This window comes from Methylomonas sp. TEB, from assembly GCF_047777895.1.
GTDB lineage: Bacteria > Pseudomonadota > Gammaproteobacteria > Methylococcales > Methylomonadaceae > Methylomonas.
On sequence record NZ_CP180476.1, the window covers coordinates 2,269,299 to 2,294,314 of the forward strand.

Genomic DNA, 25,016 nt, shown 5'->3' on the forward strand with positions numbered 1-25,016 from the left:
ATGTCCCAGACGAATAACAGCAAACCGAGTATTTTGATCGTCGATGACGTCAACGAAAATCTGCATGCTTTATTGAGCATTCTGCGCGAAGACTACGCCATTCTCGCCGCGACCAACGGCGAAAAAGCCCTGGAACTGGCGATACGCACCCCAGGTCCGGACCTAGTATTGCTCGACATCAAAATGCCGGGCATGGACGGATACGAAGTGTTGCGGCGGCTGAAGACCGATCCTATGACGGCCGATATTCCGGTAATCTTCGTCACGGCCCTGTCGGAATCGGCCGACGAGGCCGCCGGCCTTAAATTGGGCGCCGCCGATTACATCACCAAACCGATCAATCCCGATCTACTGAAACAGCGGATACTGACGCAACTGGAATTGCGCCAATATCGCCGCAAGCCGCTAATTTCCTTGAACGAACAGATGTTGATCAGAGCGGAGCGGCCGGCACTGCTGCTGGTTGACGATATGCCGGAGAATATCCACGAATTGGCCGAGGCGCTAAAGGAGGAATACCGCATCCTGGTAGCCAACAACGGCCGCAAGGCGGTGGAAATAGTGCTGGGCTCCCATCCGCCCGACGTGGTGCTGCTGGACATTCTGATGCCGGAAATGGACGGGTATGAAGTGTGCCGACGTATCAAGGCCACAGCCGTAGGCACCCGGATTCCGGTGTTATTCGTCAGCGTGGTGGACAAAACGGTGGACAAAGTGCGCGGCTTCTCGATTGGTGCCGCCGACTACATCACCAAGCCCTTTGACATCGACGAAGTGCGGGCGCGGATACGCACGCATTTGGAACTTAGCCGCTTGAACCATCATTTCGAGCAGTTGATTGAGCTGCACACCGCTGAGTTACAACACTTGGATTCCATCGTCTGCCGGTCTCCGGTGGTCGCGATAACCTGGCGCAACGCCGAGGATTGGCCGGTGAGTTACGTCAGTGCCAATATCGCGGATTGGGGTTATCGTCCGGAGGATTTGCGCTTGGGCAAAGTGAAGTATCTGGATTTGCTTCCGCCCGAAGACCGGTTTCGGGTCGAAGCCGAAGTCGCTCAACACATTGCCCATGGTCCGGACGAATATCATCAGGAATACCGCTTATTGCACGGCGACGGCCATTGGATATGGATTGATGAATTTACCCGGCTAAGCCGCAACGAGCAGGGCGAAGTGGAGTCCTTCGACGGTTTGCTGAATAACATCACCGCCCGCGTCGAAGCCGAGCTGGCTTTGCGGGAGCGGGAACATCAATTGCGGGTGATGGGCGACAATCTGCCGGACGGCTATGTGTATCGTTACCGAATCTGGCAGGACGGGCGGACGGCTCTGCAATACATCAGCGCCGGAGTGGAGAAACTGCACGGGCTGAAGCCCGCGCAACTGATCGAAGACATCAATCCGTTCTTTGCGCAAATGGCGCCCGAGTCGCTTCAGAAATACCGGGAAGAGGAAGCCGAATGCCTCAGGGAATTAAAAGTCTATAAAGGCAGCGTGTTATTCAATCCGCCCGGCGGCCGCCAGTGCTGGATTGCATTTCGGTCCAGCCCAAAACGGCAAGCCGATGGCAGCGTGGTTTGGGATGGTGTGGGCGTTGATGTCACTCAGCGCATAGAGAACGAACAAAAGCTGATTTTACAGGCCCGGCGTGCGCAAGCTTTGTTGGAACTGCCAAAGGCGTCGGAAGACTTGAACGAGGCGGAATTCATCCGGCGCGGCATGCTTCTGGCGGAAGAGCTGACCGCCAGTCAAGTGGCCTTTGTATACTTTATCAATTCTGACGAAGACTGCATGGAACCGGTGGCAGAGTCTCGAGCGCGGCAGGAACCAAGCGGGAAAACCGTCGCGGACAGCCGTATTCTTCTCAGCCAAGCCGGTATCTTGGGTGAGTCCGTCAAAAACCGCCAACCGGCGGTTTTCAATAATATCCCGGCCCATCTCCCTAAAGAGTTGGTGGTAACCGCCAATACAGAAGCCTTTCCCCGGCTTCCTGCTGCTGGTTTTTCCGATGCGCAGCCTGAATTGCGTCGGCTGATTTCCGTGCCGGTGATCGAGAACGGCAAAGTGGTCATGCTAACCGGTGTGGCGAACAAAGCGACCGACTATACCGAGCTGGATGTGGAAACCGTTCAGCTCATCTCGAACGCCCTGTGGCGCATTGTCCAACGCCAGCGCGTCGAAAAAAAAGCCGCCCGTTTCAGCCAGGTGTTGGCGCGTTCCACGAATGAAATCCATATTTTCGATAGCCAGACCCTGCGGTTTATTGATGTAAACCAGGGCGGGCGGGACAATCTGGGTTATTCAACGCAAGAGCTTGAACGGATGACGCCGTTGGATATTAACCCTGAGCTAAATGAGGAGGCCTTTGAACAGCTGTGCGCGCCTTTGCGGGCGGGTAGCAAGAGCCGTTGCGATTTCTCAACGATACACCGGCGTAAAGACGGTAGCGAGTACCCGGTTGAAGTTCATCTGGAATTAATCGATGACCAACCCCCGTTATTTGTGGCCATCATTAACGATATGACGGAAACTCGGCAAATGCAGGAGCGCATCGTGCAATTATCGCGGTACGATCCGGTTACCGGTTTGCCAAATCAATTTTTCTTCGAAGATTTGCTGGCCGCCGCCATCGCGCAAGCCGAGCATCAGCAGCACGATATTGCCGTATTGCGTTTGGATATTGAAAATTTCCATACGATTGATGACACCTACGGTTACGAAATCGGCGATCAAACGCTGAAAATCATTGCCAACCGCTTGGTCAAGGCTGCCGGCAGCGAGGGCCTCGTCACCCGGATGGCCAAGGACAATTTTAATATTGCCTGTTCGGATATCGATAGCCCATCGGCAGCCGAACAATTTGCTGAAGCCCTGCGGGCGGCTGTGACGGAATCGGTGGTGCTGGCCCAGCATGAAATTCATCTGGAAGCCAAGATCGGTATCAGTTTTTATCCTTCAGATGCGAAAACGGCCAGCGAGTTGGTGCAACGCGCCGGGATTGCTTTAAATCACGCCAAAGCCGACAAGGTGTCCAGTTTTCGTTTCTTCAAGCAAGACATGAATGAGCGGTTACTGGCCAGAATCGCACTAACCAACGACATGCGCCACGCTATCGAGCGTGAACAATTTGAGCTTCATTACCAGCCTCAGGTCGATCTTGCCAGCGGAAAAATCATTGGCCTGGAAGCCTTGGTACGCTGGAACCACCCAGTGCAAGGTTTTATGCCGCCGAATAAATTTATCCCTTTGGCGGAAGAATCCGGCTTGATCGTGCCTTTGGGGGATTGGATTCTCAAACGCGCCGTATCGCAAGCCAAGGAATGGCGAGATGCCGGGCTAATCCCTGAAGGCTTTACCGTTGCTGTGAACGTCTCTGCCATACAAATGCAGGCGGGTAGCTTGGTCGATTTGCTAAAGCAGTTATTTGCTGACACCGATTTGCCGGCCCGTTATATTGAATTGGAACTCACCGAAAGTTTGTTGATGACCAATGTAAGCGAGACCCTGACGCTGCTGAAACAGCTGAAGGACCTCAGCATTCAGCTGTCGATTGACGATTTCGGCACCGGCTATTCGTCGCTTTCCTACCTCAAACAATTCTCGGTGGACAAGCTCAAGATAGACAAAAGCTTTATCGACAATGTGGTCACCGATTCGAACGATGCGGTGATTGTGCAAGCCACTATCGCCATGGCGCACAGCTTGGGGCTGGCCGTCATCGCAGAAGGGGTGGAAAGCCAGGGGCAAACCAGTTACCTGAGAAGGCTGCGTTGCGATCAGATACAGGGTTATTATTTCAGTCGGCCGTTGCCCAGTGCTGAGATTCGGCAGTTGTTGCAGGCCGGAACCCTGCTGCGTTTACCTTCGGATGAACAAAAACCGCAGGTTCTTATTGTGGACGACGAACCGTATATCATGTCGGCGCTGAAGCGCTGCTTGTGGCGGGACGATTATGAAATTTTGACGGCCGGCAGTGGCCAAGAAGCACTGGAGTTGTTGGCCAATCATCCGGTTATGGTGATTATTTGCGATCAACGTATGCCGGAAATGACCGGTACGGAGTTTTTGTCGCGCGTTAAAATCATGCATCCGCGGACGGTGCGAATGATTATTTCCGGCTATGCCGATTTAAACACTATTACTGAGGCCGTTAACAAAGGCGAAATATACAAATTCCACAAAAAGCCTTGGGACGACGATGAATTACGCAACGACGTTCGGGAAGGCATCGCGCGTTATTACGCCTCTGAAAACATCAGGTCATTGTAGCGGCTTGCAATCGGCGATTTTGTGTCATCCGGCAAAGGGAAATATGACATCTTTGCTGGTCAAGATGTTGTTTAAAACAAGGCCTTTCGCAAACCGGCCAAAACGCCAATAAGCAAGCTTAATTAGAATTTTGTGCACCAAGTTGGATCTGATTTTATTTTTGCTTGCACCACTAAAACGCAAAACGCTGGATTTTGCAGGCGGTGTGATTTTATATATTATTGATTTATATATAAATTTATGTATGGCATACAGCTTGCTGTATAGAATTACAACACGTGAGGCGCGATCATAAAAGCGCCTTAACAAAATGGTGACTAGGGTTCCGGCTCAATTTTGAGCGTCAGCGACCGAGAGTTGCCGGCTTCTTTCGGGGAGCTACACGGCGGGATAAAAGCCCGGGAGGTCAGACGGTTTTATAAACCGGTCCGCCTCTACGTGTAGCTTTTCAACCCGACTGGAGCTACTCATGACATCTACTTTCTCCCACTGCCTGTCCCGATTAATTGCGCTTGTCCTTGCTGCGGCATTGTTTTGCTTGTCTAAACCGGCTGCCGCCGAGGTAAAGGTTGGGGTCAGCGATTGGCCTGGCTGGGTGGCCTGGTACGTCGCCGAACACAACGGCTACTTCAAAAAGTACGGCGCCAAGGTCAAACTGGTCTGGTTTGCCAATTACACCGATTCCATCTCGGCCCTGTCCGCCGGCCAACTCGACGCCAATTGCCAGACCTGGTCCGACACCATGGCGCCGCTCAGCAAAAACATACCGGTCAAAGCCATCCTGGTTAACGACAACTCCGACGGCAACGACGCTTTGATGGTCAACCCGGCCATCAAAAGCTTCGCCGATCTGAAAGGCAAAACCATCGCCCTCGAACAATATTCAATTTCCCACTTCGTGCTCGCCACCGCCTTGAGCAAAAACGGCCTGAGTTTCGACGACATCAAAACGGTAAACCTGTCGGCTGGCGACGCGGCGGCAGCTTTCTTGAGCGGTCGAGTCGATGCAACGGTGGTGTGGAATCCTTGGGTCAACAATATCCAGGCCAGCGGCAAAGGTACGGCCTTATTCACCTCCAAAGACATGCCCGGCCTGATCCCGGATTTACTGGTGGCTAGGGTTAAAGCCATCGAAACCCACCGCGCCGAGCTTGTGGGCATGATCAAGGCTTGGCAGGATACCCAACGCTTTATCCGCGAGCAGCCCGACCAAGCCGTTACAGTCATGGCCAAAGTGGTCGGCATGAAACCGGATGCCTACAAAGTATTTTTGCCCGGCACCCGCTTCTTCACATTGGAAGACAACCTGAAAGCCTTGGGACCGGCTAACGAACCGGCGTCGTTAGCGGCGGTCGGCCCAACCATCGCCGCCTTTTTGAAAGACAACCGTTTGATCGAACGCATGCCGGATTTGGCGGTCGGCGTCGATGCTTCGCTGGTAGCCGAAGCACTTGCTGCTCATTAGCTCGGGGTGGCAACTATGACTGGCAATTTAAATCCGCGGCGACCGTTATGGGCTATACGCGGCAGTTTGGAACGGCGCGTACATTGGCTGATTGCAATCAGCGGTTTGCTGTCGGCACTGCTGGCTTGGTGGTGGGCATCGACCGGCGGTGCAATAGACCCGGTGTTTTTGCCGACACCGCCATTGGTGTTGGACAGCGCCTGGGCATGGCTGCGCGACGGCGATTTACTGGGCGACGTGGCGATTAGCGTTTACCGGGTCGTGGCCGGGTTTTTATTGTCTGCGGTATTGGCCTTGCCCTTGGGCGTGCTGGTCGGCACTTATGCGCCGGTCAAAGCCCTGTTCGAACCCTTGACCGACTTCATCCGCTACATGCCGGCGGCCGCCTTCATTCCGCTGGTGATGCTGTGGGTGGGAATAGACGAAGGCGCCAAGATCGCGATCATTTTCATCGGCACCTTCTTCCAGATGCTGCTGATGATCGCCGAGGACGTGCGGCGGGTGCCGATGGAGCAAATCGAAGCGGCGCAGACCATGGGCGCCGACCGCGACGAAATCGTGATGCGGGTGATCATGCCGTCGGCCAAACCGGCCATTCTGGATACCTTGCGGGTGACAATGGGCTGGGCCTGGACCTATCTGGTGGTGGCCGAACTGGTGGCGGCCAACTCCGGATTGGGTTTTGCCGTGCTGAAGGCGCAACGCTTTTTGCAAACCGACAAAATCTTCGCTGGCATCATTTTGATCGGCCTGTTCGGGCTGGCGACCGACCAATGCTTCCGCTGGGCGCATCGCCGCAGCTTCCCTTGGCTGTACCGGAGATAGCAGCGATGACGAATCCCATCATACAAATCCGCCAATTGCAAAAACGCTTTGCCGCCAACGGCGCGGACATCGTCGCCTTGCAGGATGCCGATCTCGACCTTGCGCCCGGCGAATTCGTCACGCTGGTCGGCGCCTCCGGCTGTGGCAAATCGACCTTACTGCGCATCGTCGGTGGCCTGGAGCCGGCCAGCGGCGGCAGCGTCAGCGTCGATGGCCTGCCGATTGCCAGCCCCGGCATCGACCGGGCCATGGTGTTCCAGCACTACAGCCTGTATCCCTGGCTGAGTGTGACCGACAACATCAAGTTCTGCCGGCAATTGAAAGTGCACCGCGACGTATCGACGCTGAGCGACGTCGAGTCCGCCGAAGGCCGGGCCGACGCCCTAATCCGCTTGATGGGCCTGAGCCACGTCGCCGATGCCTATCCGAATCAGTTGTCCGGCGGCATGCAGCAGCGGGTGGCGATTGCACGGGCTTTGATGGCGCGGCCGCGCATCCTGCTGATGGACGAGCCGTTCGGCGCGCTGGACGCCCAGACCCGCGAAGTCATGCACGATCTGATCCTGCACGTTTCCATCCTGGAAAAAACCACGGTGCTGTTTGTTACCCACGACGTGGAAGAAGCGATTTATCTGGCGCACCGGGTGGTGCTGATGGCGCCGCGGCCGGGACGCATCGCCGCGGTTCATACCGTGCCGTTGCCGGACCACCGCGACCAGGACATGAAGCAGACCCCGGACTTCATTGCCTTAAAAAAACAAATTTTGGCCGGCATCCGCGACACGTCCGGCATGCAGACCGACTACGAACTGCTCGAGCGCCTGGGCCAGGTTCCGGCGCCGTAAATCTATTAGGAGACCAACATGACTTTAGCTGCAATCGATCCCGCAGACCTGCTTTGGAGCGAGACTTTGCCGGGCGGCGCCCATACTTCGTTCCGAATGCGGCGCGGCAACCGGCTGCGCCTGACCGACACCGAAGGCGGCGCCAACCTGTCGGCTTTGTTCGTCAACGACGACGAACGTAGCGAACGCTACAACATGGCCGACACTTTAAAAGCGCAACACACGTTTCATCTGACCGAAGGTTTTGTTTGTTACTCGGACATGGGCCGGGTGTTGTGCTCGCTTACCGCCGACACGCTGGGTTGGCACGACACGGTGTGCGGCGTGTCCGACGCCGCGCAAGTGCTGGCCAAATACGGCACTGCCAATTACCAAAGCCATCGCAATGCGATGTACCGCAACGGCCGAGACAGCTTGTTGATCGAACTGGAGAAATGGGGGCTGGGCAAGCGCGACTTGATCGCCAACGTCAATTTCTTCAGCAAGATAACCGCCGACGCGGAAGGCAATCTGCAATATCAAGCCGGCCATTCCGTCCCCGGTAGCCAAGTCGAATTGCGCTTCGAAATGAATACGCTGGTGGTGCTGAGCAGTTGCCCGCATCCCTTGGACCCCAATCCGGATTACCAGCCCAAGCCGGTGTTATTAGAAGCCTATCGCGGCGCCTTGCCGGACCAAGAAGACAAATGCCGCAATTTCCGCTCGGAAAACGGCCGCGGCTTTAGCAATACCGAACGCTATTTTCTGTAATCACCGATCTAACGAGGACGTAACCATGCCCATCGTCGAGAGCACGCTCGATCCGAGCAACGCCATTTACGATTACACCTTGCCGGCCGGCGAACCCTGGCTGCATACCATCAAACAAGGTCAGACCTTCCGTATTCTAGACCTGGAAGGCAACCAGGCGGTCGATACTCTGTTTTACAGCGCGGCCGACCATGAAGAACGCTACAGCGCCAGCGACACGATACGTCACCAAGGCAATCTGTACCTGAGCGCCGGCACCCAACTGATGTCCAGCGAGGGTAACGTTCTATTGACCATCGTCGCCGACACCTGCGGCCGCCACGATACGCTGGGCGGCGCCTGCGCCGCCGAAAGCAACAGCGTGCGCTATGCCCTGGATAAAAAGCACATGCACAGCTGCCGCGACAGTTTTCTATTGGCCATCGGTCACGCCGACTGCGGCCTGGCCAAGCGCGACATTGCCAGCAACATCAATTTTTTCATGAACGTGCCGGTCACGGCCGACGGCGAATTGACCTTTGCCGACGGTATTTCCGCGCCAGGCAAGTATGTGGAAATGCGGGCGGAGATGGATGTCATCGCGCTGATTTCCAATTGTCCGCAGTTGAACAACCCGTGTAACGCCTATAACCCGACGCCGGTGCGCCTGTTGATCTGGGATTGACCCTTAATCCGCACCGGGACGACCCGGCGCCGGTATGTCAAGGCGGGACGGCCCGCCAGAAGAGGATTCATGTTTAACAAGGTATTGATCGCCAATCGCGGCGAAATCGCCTGCCGTATCATTCGGACCTTAAAGCAATTGGGCGTCGCCAGCGTCGCGGTGTATTCCGAAGCCGACGCCCATGCCCGCCACGTGCAACAAGCCGACGAAGCGGTCTGCGTCGGAGGGGCGGCGGCGGCCGACAGCTATTTGCGCGGCGAGCGGATTTTGGCAGCGGCATTGAGCACCGGCGCAGAGGCCATTCATCCCGGCTACGGTTTTCTGAGCGAAAACGCCGAGTTCGCCGAGCAATGCGCTGCGGCCGGCATTGTTTTCATCGGCCCGACGCCGGAACAATTGCGGCGCTTTGGTTTGAAGCACACCGCCCGCGAGATCGCCAAAACCTGCGGCGTGCCGTTGCTGCCGGGCACCGGTTTGCTGGCGGACATCGATCAGGCTTTGCAGGTGGCTACCGACATAGGCTACCCATTGATGCTGAAAAGCACAGCCGGCGGCGGCGGTATCGGTATGCGCCTGTGCCGCAACGACGCCGAACTGCAAGAGGCCTTTGCCGTGGTACAGCGCTTGAGCGCGGCCAATTTCAAAGACAGCGGCCTGTATCTGGAGAAATTCATCGAACGCGCCCGCCACATCGAGGTGCAGATTTTCGGCGACGGCACGGGCCGGGTGATTCATTTGGGCGAGCGCGATTGTTCGGTGCAGCGCCGCAACCAGAAAGTGATCGAGGAAACTCCTGCGCCGGGCCTCAGCGACGCGACGCGAGCGGCACTTTACCGGCATGCCTTGGCGCTGGCCGAGGCGGTAAATTACCGTTCCGCCGGCACCGTCGAATTCGTTTACGACCAGGACAGCGGCGAATTTTATTTCCTGGAGGTCAACACCCGACTGCAAGTCGAACACGGCGTGACCGAGCAAGTCACCGGCACCGACTTGGTAGCCTGGATGCTACGGTTGGCGGCCGGCGACAGCACGTTTCTGGATCAGTACCGGCACGCGCCGCGGGGCTGGGCTATGCAGGTTAGAGTTTACGCCGAAGACCCGAATAAGAACTTCCAGCCCTCGGCCGGCCTGTTGACCGATTGCCGTTTCCCGGCCGGCATCCGGGTCGATCATTGGCTGGAGAACGGCCTGGAAGTCACGCCTTATTACGATCCGCTGCTGGCCAAAGTCATCGTCCACGCCGGCGACCGCGAACAGGCGCTGGCGCAAATGGATGCTGCTTTGGCCGATACCCGCTTGGCCGGCATCGAAACTAATCTGGCCTATTTGCGGCAGATCGTCGCCGACGATGTGTTCCGCCGCGGCCGCCAGATCACCGCTTATCTGGCCGGCCTGACTTATCGACCACGCACCCTGGACGTGCTGGAAGCCGGCACGCAAAGCATGATTCAGGATTATCCGGGCCGCCTGGGTTATTGGGACGTCGGCGTGCCGCCGTCCGGGCCGATGGATATGCTGGCCTTTCGCTTGGCGAACCGGATTTTGGGTAACCCGGAACACGCGGCTGGCCTGGAAATGGCCATCAACGGTCCTAGCCTGCGCTTCAATTTCGCTACCCGCATCGTCTTGGCCGGCGCGGCGATGACGGCCGAATTGAACGGCCTGGCCGTCGCATTCTGGCAAACCATTCAAGTGTCCGCCGGCGACGTGTTGAAACTGGGCACTATCGTCGGCCAGGGTTGCCGCACTTATTTGGCGATCCAAGGCGGTTTCGACGTGCCGGAATATCTGGGCAGCCGCGCCACCTTTACCTTGGGCCAGTTCGGCGGCCACGGCGGCCGGGTGTTGCGGGTCGGCGACGTGTTGCCGGTCGTAGCGGAAGCCGCCATGGCCGAGGAAGTCGTACCGAATTCGGCCGCGCTACCGGTTTATTCCGAACACTGGCACATCGGCGTGCTGTACGGCCCGCATGGCGCCCCGGATTTCTTTACCGACGAAGACATCACCGAATTCTTCGCGACCGATTGGGAGGTGCATTACAACTCCAACCGCACCGGCATCCGCTTGATCGGCCCGAAACCGCGCTGGGCGCGCAGCGACGGCGGCGAAGCCGGTTTGCATCCGTCCAATATCCACGACAACGCTTACGCCATCGGCGCCGTGGATTTTACCGGTGACATGCCGGTGATACTCGGTCCGGACGGTCCCAGTCTGGGCGGTTTCGTCTGTCCGGCCACCGTGGTCGCGGCAGAATTGTGGAAACTGGGCCAATTAAAGCCGGGTAATACCGTGCGCTTTATCCGCTTGAACCGCGAACAGGCGGCGAAGCTGGATGCCCAAGTCGAGCGGGCTTTAGCCGATCCGGCCCATGCCGTGTTACCGGAACTGCCGGTAACAGCAAGCTTCGAGGAAAGCTGCATCCTTGCTCAGTTGCCGGCAGATGGCGAGCAGGTGGCCGTCAGCTACCGCCAGGCCGGCGACCGCAATCTGCTGGTCGAATACGGTCCGCTGGTACTGGACATCAATTTGCGTTTTCGGGTGCATGCCTTGATGACCTGGCTGCAACAACGCTGCATCGCCGGCATCGTCGACCTGACACCGGGCATCCGCTCCTTGCAAGTGCATTACGACCGCCGCCTGCCGCTGGACGAACTGATGCGGATTTTGGCCCAGGCCGAAGCCGAATTGGCGGCCATAGAGGACATGGAAGTGCCGACCCGCATCGTCCATCTGCCACTGTCCTGGGACGACCCATCCACGAAACTGGCTATCGAAAAATACATGCAGTCGGTGCGCAAGGATGCGCCATGGTGCCCGAGCAATATCGAATTCATTCGCCGCATCAACGGTCTGGACAGCATAGAGCAGGTCAAGGACATCCTGTTCAACGCCAGCTACCTGGTGATGGGTTTGGGCGACGTCTATCTCGGCGCGCCGGTAGCGACGCCTATCGATCCGCGCCACCGACTGGTGACGACCAAATACAACCCGGCCCGCACCTGGACCCCGGAGAATGCAGTCGGCATCGGCGGCGCTTACCTGTGCGTCTACGGCATGGAAGGCCCGGGCGGCTATCAGTTTGTCGGCCGCACCGTGCCGATGTGGAATCGCTACCGGCAAACCGCCGATTTTCGCGACGGCAAGCCTTGGCTGCTGCGCTTTTTCGACCAAATTCGGTTTTATCCGGTATCCGCCGAGGAATTGCTGCGTTACCGGCAAGATGTAATCAGCGGCAAGGCCAAGCTTGATATCCGCGAGGAAACCTTTAGTTTGCGCCAGTACAACGACTTTCTGCGCGCACACGCCAACGAGATCGCCGCCTGCAAACAGCGCCAGCAGGCGGCCTTCGACGCCGAACGCGAACGCTGGGAGCAAGCCGGACAAGTGTATGCGGACGATCAGGCGGTCGCGGCGGCGGCCATCGATACCGAATTGGATTTGCCGGCCGGTGCCAGGGCCGTAGCAAGCCACATCGCCGGCAACGTCTGGCAGGTTTTGGTCAAGGCCGGCGATAGCGTCAAGCAAGGCGACGCCTTGGTGGTGGTCGAATCGATGAAAATGGAATTTCCGGTAACGGCACCGGCAGACGGCACGGTTTGGAAAGTGTTTTGCAACGAAGGCGCCCAAATCAGCGCCGGCCAGGATTTGCTGGTGCTGCAGGCCGGGGAGGACTTATGAAGACCTGGAGCGAATTGCCGGCGGTGCTCAGTATCGCCGGCCTCAGCCAGGCTTACCGCGACGGCACGCTGACGCCTACGGCTTTGGTGAACATGCTGTGGCAGCGCCTGGAATCCGCGCCGGCGCGCGGTGTCTGGATCAGCCGTTTGCCGCTGGCGCAGATACAGGCTTACGCCGCGGCGCTATCGGACCAGTCGCCGGACGACTTGCCCTTGTACGGCATCCCGTTTGCGGTAAAGGACAATATCGATCTGGCCGATCTGCCCACCACAGCAGCTTGTCCGGCCTATGCCTACCAACCTGAGCAGTCGGCTTTCGTGGTGCGGCAATTGATCGCTGCCGGGGCGATTCCAGTCGGCAAGACCAATCTGGACCAGTTCGCGACCGGCTTGGTCGGTACCCGCTCGCCCTATGGCGTGTGCCGCAACAGCTTCGATCCAGATTACATCGCCGGCGGCTCCAGCTCGGGTTCGGCGGTCGCGGTGGCGACCGGTCTGGCCAGCTTTGCGTTGGGCACCGACACCGCCGGCTCCGGCCGAGTCCCGGCAGCGTTCAACAACCTGGTCGGCGTCAAACCGACGCGGGGCTTGTTGAGCACATCCGGCTTGGTACCGGCCTGCCGCAGCCTGGATTGCGTGTCGATCTTCGCGTTGACGGCCGCCGACGCCGAGCGGGTGATGCGGGTTGCCAATGTTTACGACGATGCGGATGCTTACAACCGCCCCGACCAAGCCTTGCCGGTGCCACCGGGCTTTGCCGACCGTTTCCGTTTCGGCGTGCCGAAACCGGAGCAACTGCAATTTTTCGGCGATCATGCGGCGGCAGCCTTGTTTGCCGCGGCCGTTGAGCAACTGGAGGAACAAGGCGGCAGCGCCGTCGAAGTCGACATTCAGCCCTTGCTGGATGCCGCCGGCTTGCTTTACGCCGGGCCGTGGCTGGCCGAGCGTTATCTGGTGGCCGGCGAACTGGTGCAAACCAACCCCGAGGCTTTATTTCCGGTTACCAGGGACATTTTGGCCAAAGCGTCGGACTTGTCGGCCGCCGACGCCTGGCGCGCGTTTTACCGTTTGCAAGAATTGAAAACGCAAAGCGACGTGATCTGGCGGCAGATCGACGTATTGGTCACACCGACCACCGGCACCATCTACCCGATTGCCGCTGTCGAAGCCGAACCGCTCGAATTGAACAGCCGGCTGGGCTATTACACCAATTTCATGAATCTGCTCGACCTCAGCGCCATTGCGTTGCCGGCGGGTTTTCGCGGCAATGGCCTGCCGTTCGGCATCACCTTGTGCGCGCCGGCCTTTGCCGACCGGGCTTTGCTGGCCTTGGCGAAACGGCGCGCGAAATCGGCGCCGCATACATTGGGCGTCTCCCAAATCTTAAGCACAGAATTTTCCGCAGTGGACAGCGACGACGCGGCTGGCTTTGTTCGGGTTGCAGTGTGCGGCGCGCATCTATCCGGCTTGCCGCTGAACCCCCTGTTGACCGGCCGCGGCGGGGTGTTGCTGCAACGCACTCACACCGCGCCGACTTACCGGCTGTATGCATTACCGGACGGCAAGCGGCCGGGCATGGTGCGCGACGAAACCGGCGCAGCGATTGCCGTTGAGGTGTGGGCTTTGCCGATTGGCCGTTACGGGGAATTCGTCGCCGAAATCCCACCACCCTTGGGTATCGGCAGCGTGCAATTGGAGGACGGCAGCAGCGTACAGGGGTTTGTCTGCGAAGCGGCCGCCGTGGGCGAGGCGCTGGACATTACCGATTACGGCGGCTGGCGCGCCTATCTTGCGCGCCCCGACTAAACCGCCGGTTTTAGCCGTTTAAATTTTCATAACCCCAACCATTTAAGCCGGATTTTCCGGCTGGCGGGAACACTTGCGCCCGAAAAACTTCGACGATTCATTTTCCGACAGGAGAACACCATGCCACACTCATCTTTCCGAACCCGCGAATGGCTGTATGCCGCACCGTTACTGTTGGCGATGTCGCCGTTGCCGGCCGAGGAACGCGCCGGTTTATTGAACGGCTTGTCGTTAATCAACGATTTGCCCTGGATGAAAGCCGCCGGTTTGCGCGTCCACAGTTGGGCCGATGCCGGCATCGTTTACAACGCCAACGACCCCGGCGACGGCTACAACGGCACCGTGGTGTTTGCCGACCGGGCCAACGAGTTCAATCTGCACCAACTGGGCGGCGAATTAATCCGCGACGTCAACACCGGCGGCGACCATTGGGATGTCGGCGGCAAGCTGACCTTGATGTACGGCAGCGATGCCCGCTTCAACACCATCAATCCTTACGGCGGCGGCCATTGGGATAACCGCTTGATCGGTTCCGACGAACGTTTTTACAAACTGGCGATTCCGAATGCCTATCTGGATATTTTTACGCCGATAGGCAAGGGCCTGACCACGCGCATCGGCCGGTTTTACACGATCATGGGTTACGAGACCGGATTGTCGCCGGATAATTTCTTCTACACCCATCCTTATACCTTTCAATACGGCGAGCCGTTTACCCATTTCGGCATGACCACCACCTATCCGGTCCATCAAAATCTCAGCGTGACGCTGGGTGCGGTGACCGGCGGCCACACCAAACTAAACGGCGTGCTGGACGGCAACGGCGCTTGGGACGGGTTCGATAAAAATATGGAAAACTGGAATTTCCTGGGCGGCGCCACCTGGACCAGCGACGATGCGGCAACCTCGTTTACCGCGACGCTGATTACCGGCGACGTCAACAGCGACAACAATTTGCGCGAATTCCAGCGCCAGACCGGTATCAATAAGCGCGACAACCGCACGTTTTACAGTCTGGTTCTCCAACATAACTTTACCGAACGCTGGCATTACGTGCTGCAGCACGACCACGGCATCGAACAACAACACCCGCTGAATAATTTCGCCGACGCCGAATGGTACGGTATTCATTCGCAATTGAAATACGACGTATCCGATACGGTGGGCGTGGGCCTGCGCGGCGAATGGTTTAGGGATGACGACGGCGTTCGGGTGGGCCAAATGTGCCCCAGTTGCGCGGTGCTGGCGACCGGGCCGGCCAATTATTATGCGGCGACGCTAGGGGTAAACTGGAAGCCGGCGAAATGGTTGATGCTGCGGCCGGAAGCGCGTTACGACTGGTCGGAAGGCGTCGATGCTTACGACGAACGGAATAAGGACAGCCAGTTTATTTTCGGCGCCGATGTGGTGGTTACTTTTTAGGGGCTGTTGCCGTTTTTCAAACAACAGCTAAGCAAACGATGCCACGACGGTTGTTTACGGACGAATGTTGGAAGCAATTCAAAGCCAACTAGTGATTAACCCGGCCCTTGAGGGCATTATCGAAGGGCGCACCACTCTGGGTTTCTGCGAACTCAGCCCCAACGGTGTAAGCTTGGTAAATAGGGTCGGGTTAATAATTTGCCAGCCTGGGCTTGTCGGCTGTTTTTCTAGGTCTCAAACGGCAATAAACGATAGCTCCCAGCGCGCCCAGGGCATGACTGTAGTAATCGATCTTAAATTGCAATTGCCCGTTTGCCTTTGATTCCATGCTGTGTCCAACGGACAGCCACACCAAAAATACGCTACAGATCAGTACCGCATACAGCCATTCTTTGCTGCTCAGACCCTCCTGGTCGGTGAAGTAAGCGGCAGCCAGACCGAATACGCCGCCGGAAATACCGCAGATCGCTATCGGCTCCGAGTAGAACAGGATTGAGGGGATAGAGGACAGGCTGGCTACCAGCAACACCATTAAAAATCGGCCAGAGCCGACTTGTCGTTCGTAAGCCGCAGCGATGCCCAAGCCGGCTACATTGGTCAGGACATGTGGAAAGTTAATGTGGATAAATAAATGCGTAATGGCTTGCAGCGGCCATAAAATCGCCGCTGCCGAAATATTGTTTAATGCCAATAAACGATAAAGCTGTTCATCAACCTCATTAAAACCAAAGTCGCTGGTCACTAGAAAAATACTAAAAAGCAACAAACCGGAAAACAACGACGCTTTAATTTGCTTAAAGTTTTCCAAGAAAGTCAGCGGGGCATCTTTCAGGCTGCTCGGTGACGGTCTGTAAAACAACAGTAGCGCGGTATAGCTTGCCGTTACGAAAAGAAACAATATCATTTGATGGCGGCAATATTGCGTTCGATATGTTTTTGCGTGGCCTCATCAAGCTTGGCTACTTTTTCCACGCCTTTTAGTTGCGCTTTAATGTAGATATTTCGGCCGTTTTTAAATGTAAATTTCATCGGTCTTTGCAGCATGCCCTTGCCGATTTTCACGGTGGCAATTTCATTGAAGGCAAAAAAGTCGTCGCTGGCAAATTTCCCCAATAAGTTTAAACGATGAAAATGGATACCTTTTTGGGTAACCGCAATGAAGTACTGCTTCATGCTGAATACAGCCAGCGGGCCGATTATAAAAAACAGCCACAGCTTGAAAGGTTGCTGGGCGATGAAAAATCCGACTAGAGAATCGCCCGGCATTAAATTTTTCAGAATATGCGCCTTCGCCGCTTCTTTGTTCATTAAGATTCCTTGTGGTCAATGACTTAAATATTTGCGTGCATTCGACTGATGCCCGCCTTGGCCGGTTCTTAAAAGCTTAACGGCTAAACCGAACTGCCGATAAATGTAGTTCAAGCAAGAAGGGTGTCAACGGATGGGCGGGTGTTTGGCGCAGGACGCGCCCCGCTTCGCCAGTTCAGCCCGAAGCGAGTACCCGTGTTAAATAGGGCCGGGTTGATAATTAATCCACCAGCGGCAAAATCAAATAGTCGGTCCATTTGCGGTCGCCATCAGCTTCATCTTCAGTGGGAACCAAGGTTTCATTCCAGCCGCCGCCCAGCGCTTTGACCAATAACACGGAGGCCGACAAACGCTGCCCGAGCAATTGCACAGCGGTTTGTTGATTGGATAGCGCCGCGGTTTGCGCCGTTATCACGTTGATGTAGCTGACCGTGCCGGCTTGATATTGATTATTGGTCAGGGCCAAGGCCTGTTTCGCAGCGGCGACGGCTTTGTCTTGCACTTGGGTTTCTTCATCCAGGATACGCAGCGCGGCCAGATTATCTTCCACCTCTTGAAAACCGGTGAGTACGGTTTGCCGATAGGCGGCGACGCTGGCGTCGTAGGCGTCTATCGCCTGCTTATACTGGGCATTCTTGGCACCGCCATCGAACAAGGTTAAGGCCAAACCGGCCGGTCCCAAAGACCAATAGCGGCGGGCCATCGTGAACAAGGTGTCGGCGGTAGGCGACTGAAAACCGTTGGTCGAAGCCAGATTCAGCGTCGGAAAATACGCCGCTTTGGCGACGCCGATCTGCGCATTAGCGGCGGCGATTTTACGTTCTGCGGCGGCGATGTCCGGGCGGCGCTCCAGCAATTCCGACGGCAGGCTGACTGGAATGCCCGGCGGTTGCGCTGTTAAAGGTGCCGGCGCCAGCGACAACTCGGCAGGGGTTTTGCCGATCAGCACCGCGATGGCATGTTCCAGCTTGGCGCGCTGCACACCCAAGTCGATGGACTGAGCGCGCACGGTTTCCAATTGCGTTTCCGCTTGCACGACATCGGCCTTGGCCATCACGCCCACGGCATAGCGGTTTTTGGTGATTTCCAGGGTTTTCGCAAATGCCGTTACCGTTTCGTCTAATAAGGCTTTCTGGGCGTCCAGGGTTTTCAATTGAAAGTAACTGTCCGCTAACGCCGATTGGCTGGACAGAATCAACGCATGCAAAGTCGCGGCGCTGGCCTGGGCATTGCTGGTGTTGGTTTCCACCTGGCGGCGCACGCTGCCCCATAAATCCAGTTCCCAGGCCACGCCGACGGCCTGACCAAACAGGTTGCGCACCCCGCCCACGGCAACGTTCTGACCGGTAGCGGCGCGGAAGCGGTTGAAGGTGCCGGTCAATGTCGCCACCGGCAGTAAGGAGGATTGCACCGATTGCACCAGATGCTGGGCTTGCCGGTATTGGGCTTCGGCTTGGATGATGGACTGGTTGGCGGCGGCCACCTGTTCTTCCAGTTCGTTTAGTTTGGGGTCGTTAAAAATCTCCCACCATTTGCCGGGCAAACCGGTATCACGCGGTTGGGCCTGTTTCCAGCCTTTCACTTCTTTAAACTCCTCGGATACATTGGCTTGCGGACGCACATAATCCGGGCCTACCGTGCAGGCAGCCAAGGGCAAGGTCAGTAAGGAAGCAAGCAAAGGTGGGTTTATTCTTAAACGCATGACTATCGGTTTAGATGGAATGTGGCGCCGGGCTGGCGGCGCGGTTGGAAAAACGGCCGTGCAGCCACAGCCGGAACCGGTCGAGGTATAAATAAACGACCGGCGTCGTATACAAAGTCAAAAGCTGGCTGAAAATCAGGCCGCCCACGATGGAAATCCCCAGAGGTTGGCGCAATTCCGCGCCATAACCGCTGCCCAAAGCCAACGGCAGGGCGCCGAACAGCGCGGCTAGCGTGGTCATCAGGATGGGCCGGAAGCGCAGCATGCAAGCCTGAAAAATCGCTTCCCGCGAATCCAGGCCGCGCTCGCGCTCGGCCAGCAGCGCAAAGTCTATCATCATGATCGCATTTTTCTTGACGATGCCGATCAGCAAAATCACCCCGATCAAGGCAATGATGCTGAACTCCTTGTCGCAAGCCATCAAGGCCAGCAAGGCGCCGACGCCCGCCGAGGGCAGGGTGGATAGTATCGTCAAGGGATGTATCAGGCTTTCGTATAACACGCCCAGCACAATGTAAATGCTGATCAACGCGGCCAAAACCAGCCAGGGCTGGCTGCGCAAGGCTTCCTGAAACGCCTTGCCCGAGCCTTGAAAACTGCCGGTAATGGCAGCCGGCAGGCCGATGTCGCGCAACGCTTGATTTATTGCAGCATCGGCCGTGGACATCGAAATGCCCGGTTTTAAATTAAACGACAATTCGGTCACGGCAAACTGGCCTTGATGATGCACCGATAGCGGCGCATTGCTCGGCGCGAAGCCGGCCAGCGTCGACAGCGGTACTTGCTTGGGCTGCGCCGGCGTACCGTCGGTTCCGGTTCCGGTTCGGCCGGGCGCGCTGATATACAGTTGTTTCAGGCTATCCGGCGATTGCCAGTACTGCGGCGCCAGTTCCATCACTACTCGATACTGATTCAGAGGGTTGTAAATCACCGACACCTGGCGCTGCCCGAAGGCGCTGTTCAGGCTATTGTCGATCAAGGCCTGACTGACGCCGTAACGCGCGGCTAGATCGCGATTGACGGTCAGGCCGATTTGTTCGCCCTTATCCTGTTGGCTGGTGCTGACGTCGCTCAATTCCGGCAGCCGGGCCAGGGCGGCTTGCACCTTGGGCGTCCATTCCCGCAATAGATCCAGATCGTCGGCCTGCAAAGTGTAATCCAGCATGCCAAACGACATACGTCCGCCGATGCGCAGTTCCTGGGCTGGAAACATATGCAAACTGGCGCCGGGCACCCGGCCCGCAGCCTTGCGCAGGCGCTCCATCACCACTTCGACGCCGTCGCGTTGTTCGTGCGGAATTAGCGTGATGAAAATCCGCGCGCTGTTACTGCTTTGCGAACTGCCGGCAAAGCCGGCGACATTGGCGACCGCCGGGTCTTTTTGCAAAATCTCGGAAATTTGCGCGAATTGCTTTTGCAGGGTTTGGAACGAAGTGTTTTGATCGGTTTGAATCTCGCCCAGCAAGCGGCCGCCGTCCTGGGTCGGGAAGAAGCCTTTGTCGATAGCGCCGTACAAATAAATGTTTAAAGCGATGGTCGCCAGTAACAAAGTCAGCATGATGCGGCCGTGGCGCAAGGCCCAGCTCAGGCTGATCCGGTAGATGTTCTGTATCCAATCGAAAGCCGCGCCTATGCCGTGATAGACGGCGCCATGCTCCTTGGATTCCTTACCCAACCAGCGCGCGCACAGCATGGGGGTGGTGGTCAAGGAAATCAGCAAAGAAACCAGTACCGCCGCCGACAAAGTCACTGCAAATTCCCGAAATAGCCGGCCCGGCACGCCGCCCATTAATAAAATCGGCAGGAACACCGCCACCAGCGACACGCTCATCGCCAATACGGTGAACCCTACTTCCTTGGCGGCCAACAGCGCCGCACGGAACGGTGCCACGCCTTCCTCGATATGCCGGTTGGTGTTTTCCACCACCACAATCGCATCGTCCACCACAAAGCCGGTGGCGATGGTCAAAGCCATTAAAGTCAGGTTGTTGATGCTAAAGCCGCACAAATAAATCACCGCGCAAGACCCCAGCAAAGAGGCCGGCACCGCGACGATGGGCACCGCCGCCGAGCGCGGATTGCGCAGGAACACCAGCACCACCAGAATCACCAGCAACACGGCGACGAACAAGCCGTGTTCGACTTCTGTAATCGAGGCACGGATGGATAATGATCTATCCACCACCACCGAGAGTTCGATATTGCTGGGCAGCGCCGCCCGTAAAGCTGGCATTACTGCCAGCACTTGATCGACAGTCTGAATCACATTGGCCAAGGGTTGTTTGCGGATAATCAACAGCACCGAAGGCTTGCCGTTTTTGGCACCGGTATTGCGCAAATCTTCCACAGAATCGACCGCTTCGCCCAGATCGGCAATCGTCACCGGCGCACCGTTGCGATAAGCCACAATCAACGGCAGATATTCCTCGGCTTTACGGGCCTGGTCGTTGGCTTGAATCTGCCAGCGGGTGGTGGCGCTTTCCAGTACCCCCTTGGGCCGGGTGACGTTGGTTTGGGCGATGGTGTTGCGCACGTCTTCCAAGCCAATGCCGTATTTACTCAAGGCGTTGGGGTTCAGTTCCACACGCACCGCCGGCAGCGCCGCGCCGCCGATTTGCACTTGGCCGATGCCGGGAATCTGGGAAATTTTTTGCAGCAAAATCGTCGAAGCCGAGTCGTACATTTGACCGCGCGTGAAACTGTCCGAGGTCAGCGCCAAAATCAGAATCGGCGAGTCCGACGGATTATCGCGCCGGTAGCTGGGCCGATTGGGCATATTGCTGGGCAACATGCTGGCGGCGGCGTTGATGGCGGCCTGTACGTCGCGGCAGGCGCCGTCGATGTCGCGATTTAAATCAAATTGCAGCGTGATCTGCGTCGAGCCTTGGGAACTGCTGGAGGTCATTTCCGTGACGCCGGCGATGCGGCCCAGCGCGCGTTCCAATGGCGTGGCGACGGTCGCGGCCATCGTCTCGGCGCTGGCGCCGGGTATTTGCGCCTGCACCGATACGCTGGGAAAATCCACTTGCGGCAGCGAGGAGATAGGCAGGTTTAAAAACGCCAACACGCCGCATAAGGCAACGGCAATCGTCAATAAAGTGGTGGCTACCGGGCGGCGGATGAATAATTCGGACATGTTCATGGCTGGCCTGGGTCCTCTGCTACGGGTTCCACTGGATTCAGTCCCAGCCCCGAGTTAACCCGGCGCGCCAGCCGGTCCATGGCCAGATAAATCACCGGTGTGGTGTACAGCGTCAACAATTGGCTGAGCAGCAAGCCGCCGACCATGGTGATACCCAGCGGATGGCGCAACTCCGAGCCGACGCCGCTACCCAGCATCAACGGCAGCGCACCCAATAGCGCGGCTAAGGTGGTCATCAAAATCGGCCGGAAGCGCAACAGGCAAGCCTGAAAAATGGCTTGCTCGGGTGGCAGATGTTGCTTGCGTTCGGCTTCCAAGGCAAAGTCGATCATCATGATCGCGTTCTTTTTGACGATGCCGATCAACAGAATGATGCCGATGATGCCGATGATGCCCAAGTCACCGCCGGAGACTTGCAAAGCCAACAACGCGCCGACGCCAGCCGAGGGCAGGGTGGACAAGATGGTGATAGGGTGGATGTAGCTTTCATAGAGCACGCCCAGCACGATATACACGGTAACAATCGCCGCCAGGATCAGCCACAGCGTATTGCCCAGCGAGGCTTTGAAGGCTTGCGCGGCGCCCTGGTATTCGCTGCGGATAGCCAGCGGCAAGTCGATCTCGCTTTTGGCGGCATCGACGGCGGCGACCGCATCGCCCAGCGCATAGCCGGGCGCCAGATTGAACGAAACAGTCGTCACCGGGAATTGATCCAGATGGCTGATCGCCAGCGTGGTCGGCCGTTCCGACAATTCGGCGATGGCCGACAGCGGTACTTGCGTGCCGTTACTGGAGGGTATCCTTAATTCGTTCAACGCTTGCGGACCGGTCTGTTCGGCCGGATCGACTTCCAATACCACCCGGTACTGATTGGCCTGGGTGAAGATGGTCGATACCAGACGTTGGCCATACGCACTGTATAAAGCATTGTCGACCGCTGCAGTGCTGACTCCCAGTCTGCTGGCGGTGGCGCGGTCGATCTTCACAAACACTTGGCGGCCCTGGTCCTGCACATCGCTGACCACGTCGGCAAATTCCGGCCGGCCTTCCAAGGCGTTTACCAGCTTGCCGGTCCAGCGGTTCAAATCGTCGATGTCGGCGCCTTCCAGGGTAAATTGGTATTGGGTGCGGCTGACCCGGTTTTCCATCGTTAAATCCTGCACCGGTTGCAGATATAACACGCTGCCGGGCGATTCCGCCAAACGGGTTTTCAAGCGGGCGATAATCTCGTTAGCCGATGGGCGTTGATCGTGCGGCTTTAAGTTGATCAAAAACCGGCCGCTATTGGGCGTGGCATTAACGCCGTCGACGCCAATGAACGAGGACAAGTTTTCCACCGCCGGGTCTTCCAGTATCAGCTTAGCCAGTTTTTGCTGCTGCTCGGCCATGGCTGGAAACGAGACGTTTTGCGGCGCTTCGGAAAATCCTTGAATGATGCCGGTGTCTTGGCTGGGGAAAAAGCCTTTCGGTATCCACACGTACATCGCCGCGGTCAATGCCACGGTGGCGAAAAACACCAGCAAGGTCGCCGTTTGCCGTTGCATCACCCAGCTCAGACTGCGGCCATAGGCCTTAATTAACCGGCCGAACCAGTCGTCGCCGATTTCATCTTCGTTATGGTTGCTGGAGCCGGGGCGCAGCAGTTTGGCGCACATCATCGGCGTCAGGGTCAACGATACTACTGCCGAAATCAAGATAGCCACGGCCAAGGTAATCGCAAACTCCCGAAACAGCCGACCCACCACGTCGGACATGAACAGCAGTGGAATCAATACCGCTACCAGCGAAAAAGTCAGCGAAATAATGGTAAAGCCAATCTGCGCGGAGCCTTTTAGTGCCGCCTGCAACGGCGTTTCGCCGCGTTCGATGTAGCGGGAGATGTTTTCGATGACGACAATGGCATCGTCCACCACGAAGCCGGTGGCGATGGTCAACGCCATCAGGGTTAAATTGTTGATGCTGAAATCGGCTAGATACATGGCCGCAAAGGTGCCCACCAGCGACAGCGGTACCGCAATGCCGGGAATGATGGTGGCCGGGATATTGCGCAGGAACAGGAAGATCACCATCACCACCAGCGCCACCGCCAGCAATAGTTCGAATTGTACATCGTGTACCGAGGCGCGAATGGTGACGGTACGGTCGGTCAGCGGCGTAACTTCTATGCCGGGCGGCAGCGAGGCTTGCAGTTTGGGCAGCAATTCTTGGATGCTATCCACCACCTCGATGACATTGGCGCCGGGCTGGCGCTGGATGTTGACGATAACGGCCGCGTTGTCGTTGGCCCAAGCGGCCAGACGCACGTTTTCGGCACCGTCCACGACCTCCGCCACGTCCGCCAGTTTGACCGGCGCGGCGTTTTTGTAAGCCACCACCAACTCGCGGTATTCGGCCGGTGAGCGCAATTGATCGTTGCTGTCTATCGTCGCGGCGCGGGTTGGGCCGTTGATTGAACCTTTTGGTTGGTTGACGTTGGCGGCGGCAATCGCGCTGCGCAGGTCTTCCAGGCTGATGCCGTAAGCAGCCAGCGCTTTGTGGTTGGCCTGAATCCGTACCGCCGGTCGTTGGCCACCGCTGATGCTGACCATGCCGACGCCGGGTAATTGGGCGATTTTTTGCGCCAGCCGGGTATCGACCAAATCTTCTACCTTAAATAAAGGCAGCGATTTGGCGCTGACCGCCAGCGTCATGATGGGGGTATCGGCCGGATTGACCTTGCTGTAGATGGGTGCTTGAGGCAAATCGTCGGGCAAAAAGTTGGCGGCGGCGTTGATCGCGGCTTGTACGGTTTGCTCGGCAACGTCCAGATCCAAGTGCAAGTTAAACTGCAAGGTGATCACCGACGCGCCGCCCGAGCTGGTGGAGCTCATTTGCGTCAAGCCCGGCATTTGTCCGAATTGGCGTTCCAGTGGTGCGGTAACGATGGAGGTCATCACTTCCGGGCTGGCGCCGGGATACAGGGTAGTGACCTGGATGGTGGGGTAATCCACCTGCGGCAGTGCCGAGACCGGCAATAGTCGATAAGCCAGTATGCCTACCAATAACAAAGCCACCATCAACAAGGAGGTGGCTACTGGCCGCAGGATGAATAGGCGCGAAGGATTGAAACCGGCCTTGCCCGGATCGCTAAGACTCATG

14 protein-coding genes and 1 riboswitch are annotated in these 25,016 nt (G+C 57.3%); of the genes, 9 read left to right on the forward strand and 5 right to left on the reverse strand.

Features of this window, described 5'->3' with window-relative positions:
- The 9 genes from ACMXD4_RS10190 to ACMXD4_RS10230 all read left to right on the forward strand — a co-directional run bounded on the left by ACMXD4_RS10190 (window position 1) and on the right by ACMXD4_RS10230 (window position 15,726).
- Window positions 1-4,272, forward strand: coding sequence for a response regulator (locus ACMXD4_RS10190; protein WP_415880670.1), 4,272 nt, complete (start codon window positions 1-3; stop codon window positions 4,270-4,272).
- A 306-nt stretch (window positions 4,273-4,578) separates the two neighbouring features.
- Window positions 4,579-4,679: riboswitch (guanidine-I (ykkC/yxkD leader) on the forward strand.
- Between the two features lie 62 nt (window positions 4,680-4,741).
- Window positions 4,742-5,737 (forward strand): ABC transporter substrate-binding protein, encoded by a 996-nt coding sequence (locus ACMXD4_RS10195; protein ID WP_415880671.1) that lies wholly within the window; start codon window positions 4,742-4,744, stop codon window positions 5,735-5,737.
- Between the two features lie 15 nt (window positions 5,738-5,752).
- Window positions 5,753-6,562 (forward strand): ABC transporter permease, encoded by an 810-nt coding sequence (locus ACMXD4_RS10200; protein ID WP_415880672.1) that lies wholly within the window; start codon window positions 5,753-5,755, stop codon window positions 6,560-6,562.
- Between the two features lie 5 nt (window positions 6,563-6,567).
- The gene (locus ACMXD4_RS10205; RefSeq protein ID WP_415880673.1) at window positions 6,568-7,407 is read left to right on the forward strand and encodes an ABC transporter ATP-binding protein; all 840 of its coding nucleotides are present in this window, start codon (window positions 6,568-6,570) and stop codon (window positions 7,405-7,407) included.
- A gap of 18 nt (window positions 7,408-7,425) precedes the next feature.
- A complete protein-coding gene (locus ACMXD4_RS10210) occupies window positions 7,426-8,157 on the forward strand; it encodes an urea amidolyase associated protein UAAP1 (RefSeq protein ID WP_415880674.1) in 732 nt (243 codons plus the stop codon).
- A 25-nt stretch (window positions 8,158-8,182) separates the two neighbouring features.
- Window positions 8,183-8,821 carry an urea amidolyase associated protein UAAP2 gene (locus ACMXD4_RS10215; RefSeq protein WP_415880675.1) on the forward strand — a complete coding sequence of 213 codons (639 nt, stop codon included), beginning with the start codon at window positions 8,183-8,185 and terminating at the stop codon, window positions 8,819-8,821.
- A 69-nt stretch (window positions 8,822-8,890) separates the two neighbouring features.
- Window positions 8,891-12,499: an urea carboxylase gene (uca, locus tag ACMXD4_RS10220; RefSeq protein WP_415880676.1), complete on the forward strand. Its 3,609-nt coding sequence runs from the start codon at window positions 8,891-8,893 to the stop codon at window positions 12,497-12,499.
- Window positions 12,496-14,304 (forward strand): allophanate hydrolase, encoded by a 1,809-nt coding sequence (gene atzF, locus ACMXD4_RS10225; RefSeq protein ID WP_415880677.1) that lies wholly within the window; start codon window positions 12,496-12,498, stop codon window positions 14,302-14,304. The genes uca and atzF overlap by 4 nt, the downstream gene beginning before the upstream one ends.
- A 120-nt stretch (window positions 14,305-14,424) precedes the next feature.
- Window positions 14,425-15,726, forward strand: coding sequence for a porin (locus tag ACMXD4_RS10230; RefSeq protein ID WP_171695604.1), 1,302 nt, complete (start codon window positions 14,425-14,427; stop codon window positions 15,724-15,726).
- Window positions 15,727-15,916: 190 nt separating this feature from the next.
- On the opposite strand, the gene ACMXD4_RS10235 is transcribed toward ACMXD4_RS10230, so the two are convergent.
- The 5 genes from ACMXD4_RS10235 to ACMXD4_RS10255 form a co-directional block, all read right to left on the reverse strand.
- Window positions 15,917-16,630, reverse strand: a complete 714-nt coding sequence (locus tag ACMXD4_RS10235; protein WP_171695603.1) for a rhomboid family intramembrane serine protease — start codon at window positions 16,628-16,630, stop codon at window positions 15,917-15,919.
- Entirely contained in the window at window positions 16,627-17,034 is a 408-nt protein-coding gene (locus ACMXD4_RS10240) for a hypothetical protein (RefSeq protein WP_171695602.1), read from the reverse strand. The genes ACMXD4_RS10235 and ACMXD4_RS10240 overlap by 4 nt, the downstream gene beginning before the upstream one ends.
- Before the next feature lie 220 nt (window positions 17,035-17,254).
- Complete coding sequence (locus ACMXD4_RS10245; RefSeq protein ID WP_415880678.1) at window positions 17,255-18,736, reverse strand: efflux transporter outer membrane subunit; 1,482 nt, start codon at window positions 18,734-18,736, stop codon at window positions 17,255-17,257.
- Window positions 18,737-18,746: 10 nt separating this feature from the next.
- Window positions 18,747-21,878, reverse strand: a complete 3,132-nt coding sequence (locus ACMXD4_RS10250; protein WP_415880679.1) for an efflux RND transporter permease subunit — start codon at window positions 21,876-21,878, stop codon at window positions 18,747-18,749.
- Window positions 21,875-25,015 (reverse strand): MdtB/MuxB family multidrug efflux RND transporter permease subunit, encoded by a 3,141-nt coding sequence (locus ACMXD4_RS10255; protein WP_415880680.1) that lies wholly within the window; start codon window positions 25,013-25,015, stop codon window positions 21,875-21,877. Before ACMXD4_RS10255 ends, ACMXD4_RS10250 begins: the two co-directional genes overlap by 4 nt.
- Window position 25,016 lies beyond the last annotated feature (1 nt).

Coding starts and splice junctions, on each gene's coding strand:
- ACMXD4_RS10235 (WP_171695603.1), bottom strand. CDS start 16,630: ATGATATTGTTTCTTTTCGTAACGGCAAGCTATACCGCGCTACTGTTG.
- ACMXD4_RS10200 (WP_415880672.1), top strand. CDS start 5,753: ATGACTGGCAATTTAAATCCGCGGCGACCGTTATGGGCTATACGCGGC.
- ACMXD4_RS10245 (WP_415880678.1), bottom strand. CDS start 18,736: ATGCGTTTAAGAATAAACCCACCTTTGCTTGCTTCCTTACTGACCTTG.
- ACMXD4_RS10215 (WP_415880675.1), top strand. CDS start 8,183: ATGCCCATCGTCGAGAGCACGCTCGATCCGAGCAACGCCATTTACGAT.
- ACMXD4_RS10240 (WP_171695602.1), bottom strand. CDS start 17,034: ATGAACAAAGAAGCGGCGAAGGCGCATATTCTGAAAAATTTAATGCCG.
- atzF (WP_415880677.1), top strand. CDS start 12,496: ATGAAGACCTGGAGCGAATTGCCGGCGGTGCTCAGTATCGCCGGCCTC.
- ACMXD4_RS10255 (WP_415880680.1), bottom strand. CDS start 25,015: ATGAGTCTTAGCGATCCGGGCAAGGCCGGTTTCAATCCTTCGCGCCTA.
- ACMXD4_RS10195 (WP_415880671.1), top strand. CDS start 4,742: ATGACATCTACTTTCTCCCACTGCCTGTCCCGATTAATTGCGCTTGTC.
- uca (WP_415880676.1), top strand. CDS start 8,891: ATGTTTAACAAGGTATTGATCGCCAATCGCGGCGAAATCGCCTGCCGT.
- ACMXD4_RS10190 (WP_415880670.1), top strand. CDS start 1: ATGTCCCAGACGAATAACAGCAAACCGAGTATTTTGATCGTCGATGAC.
- ACMXD4_RS10205 (WP_415880673.1), top strand. CDS start 6,568: ATGACGAATCCCATCATACAAATCCGCCAATTGCAAAAACGCTTTGCC.
- ACMXD4_RS10210 (WP_415880674.1), top strand. CDS start 7,426: ATGACTTTAGCTGCAATCGATCCCGCAGACCTGCTTTGGAGCGAGACT.
- ACMXD4_RS10250 (WP_415880679.1), bottom strand. CDS start 21,878: ATGAACATGTCCGAATTATTCATCCGCCGCCCGGTAGCCACCACTTTA.
- ACMXD4_RS10230 (WP_171695604.1), top strand. CDS start 14,425: ATGCCACACTCATCTTTCCGAACCCGCGAATGGCTGTATGCCGCACCG.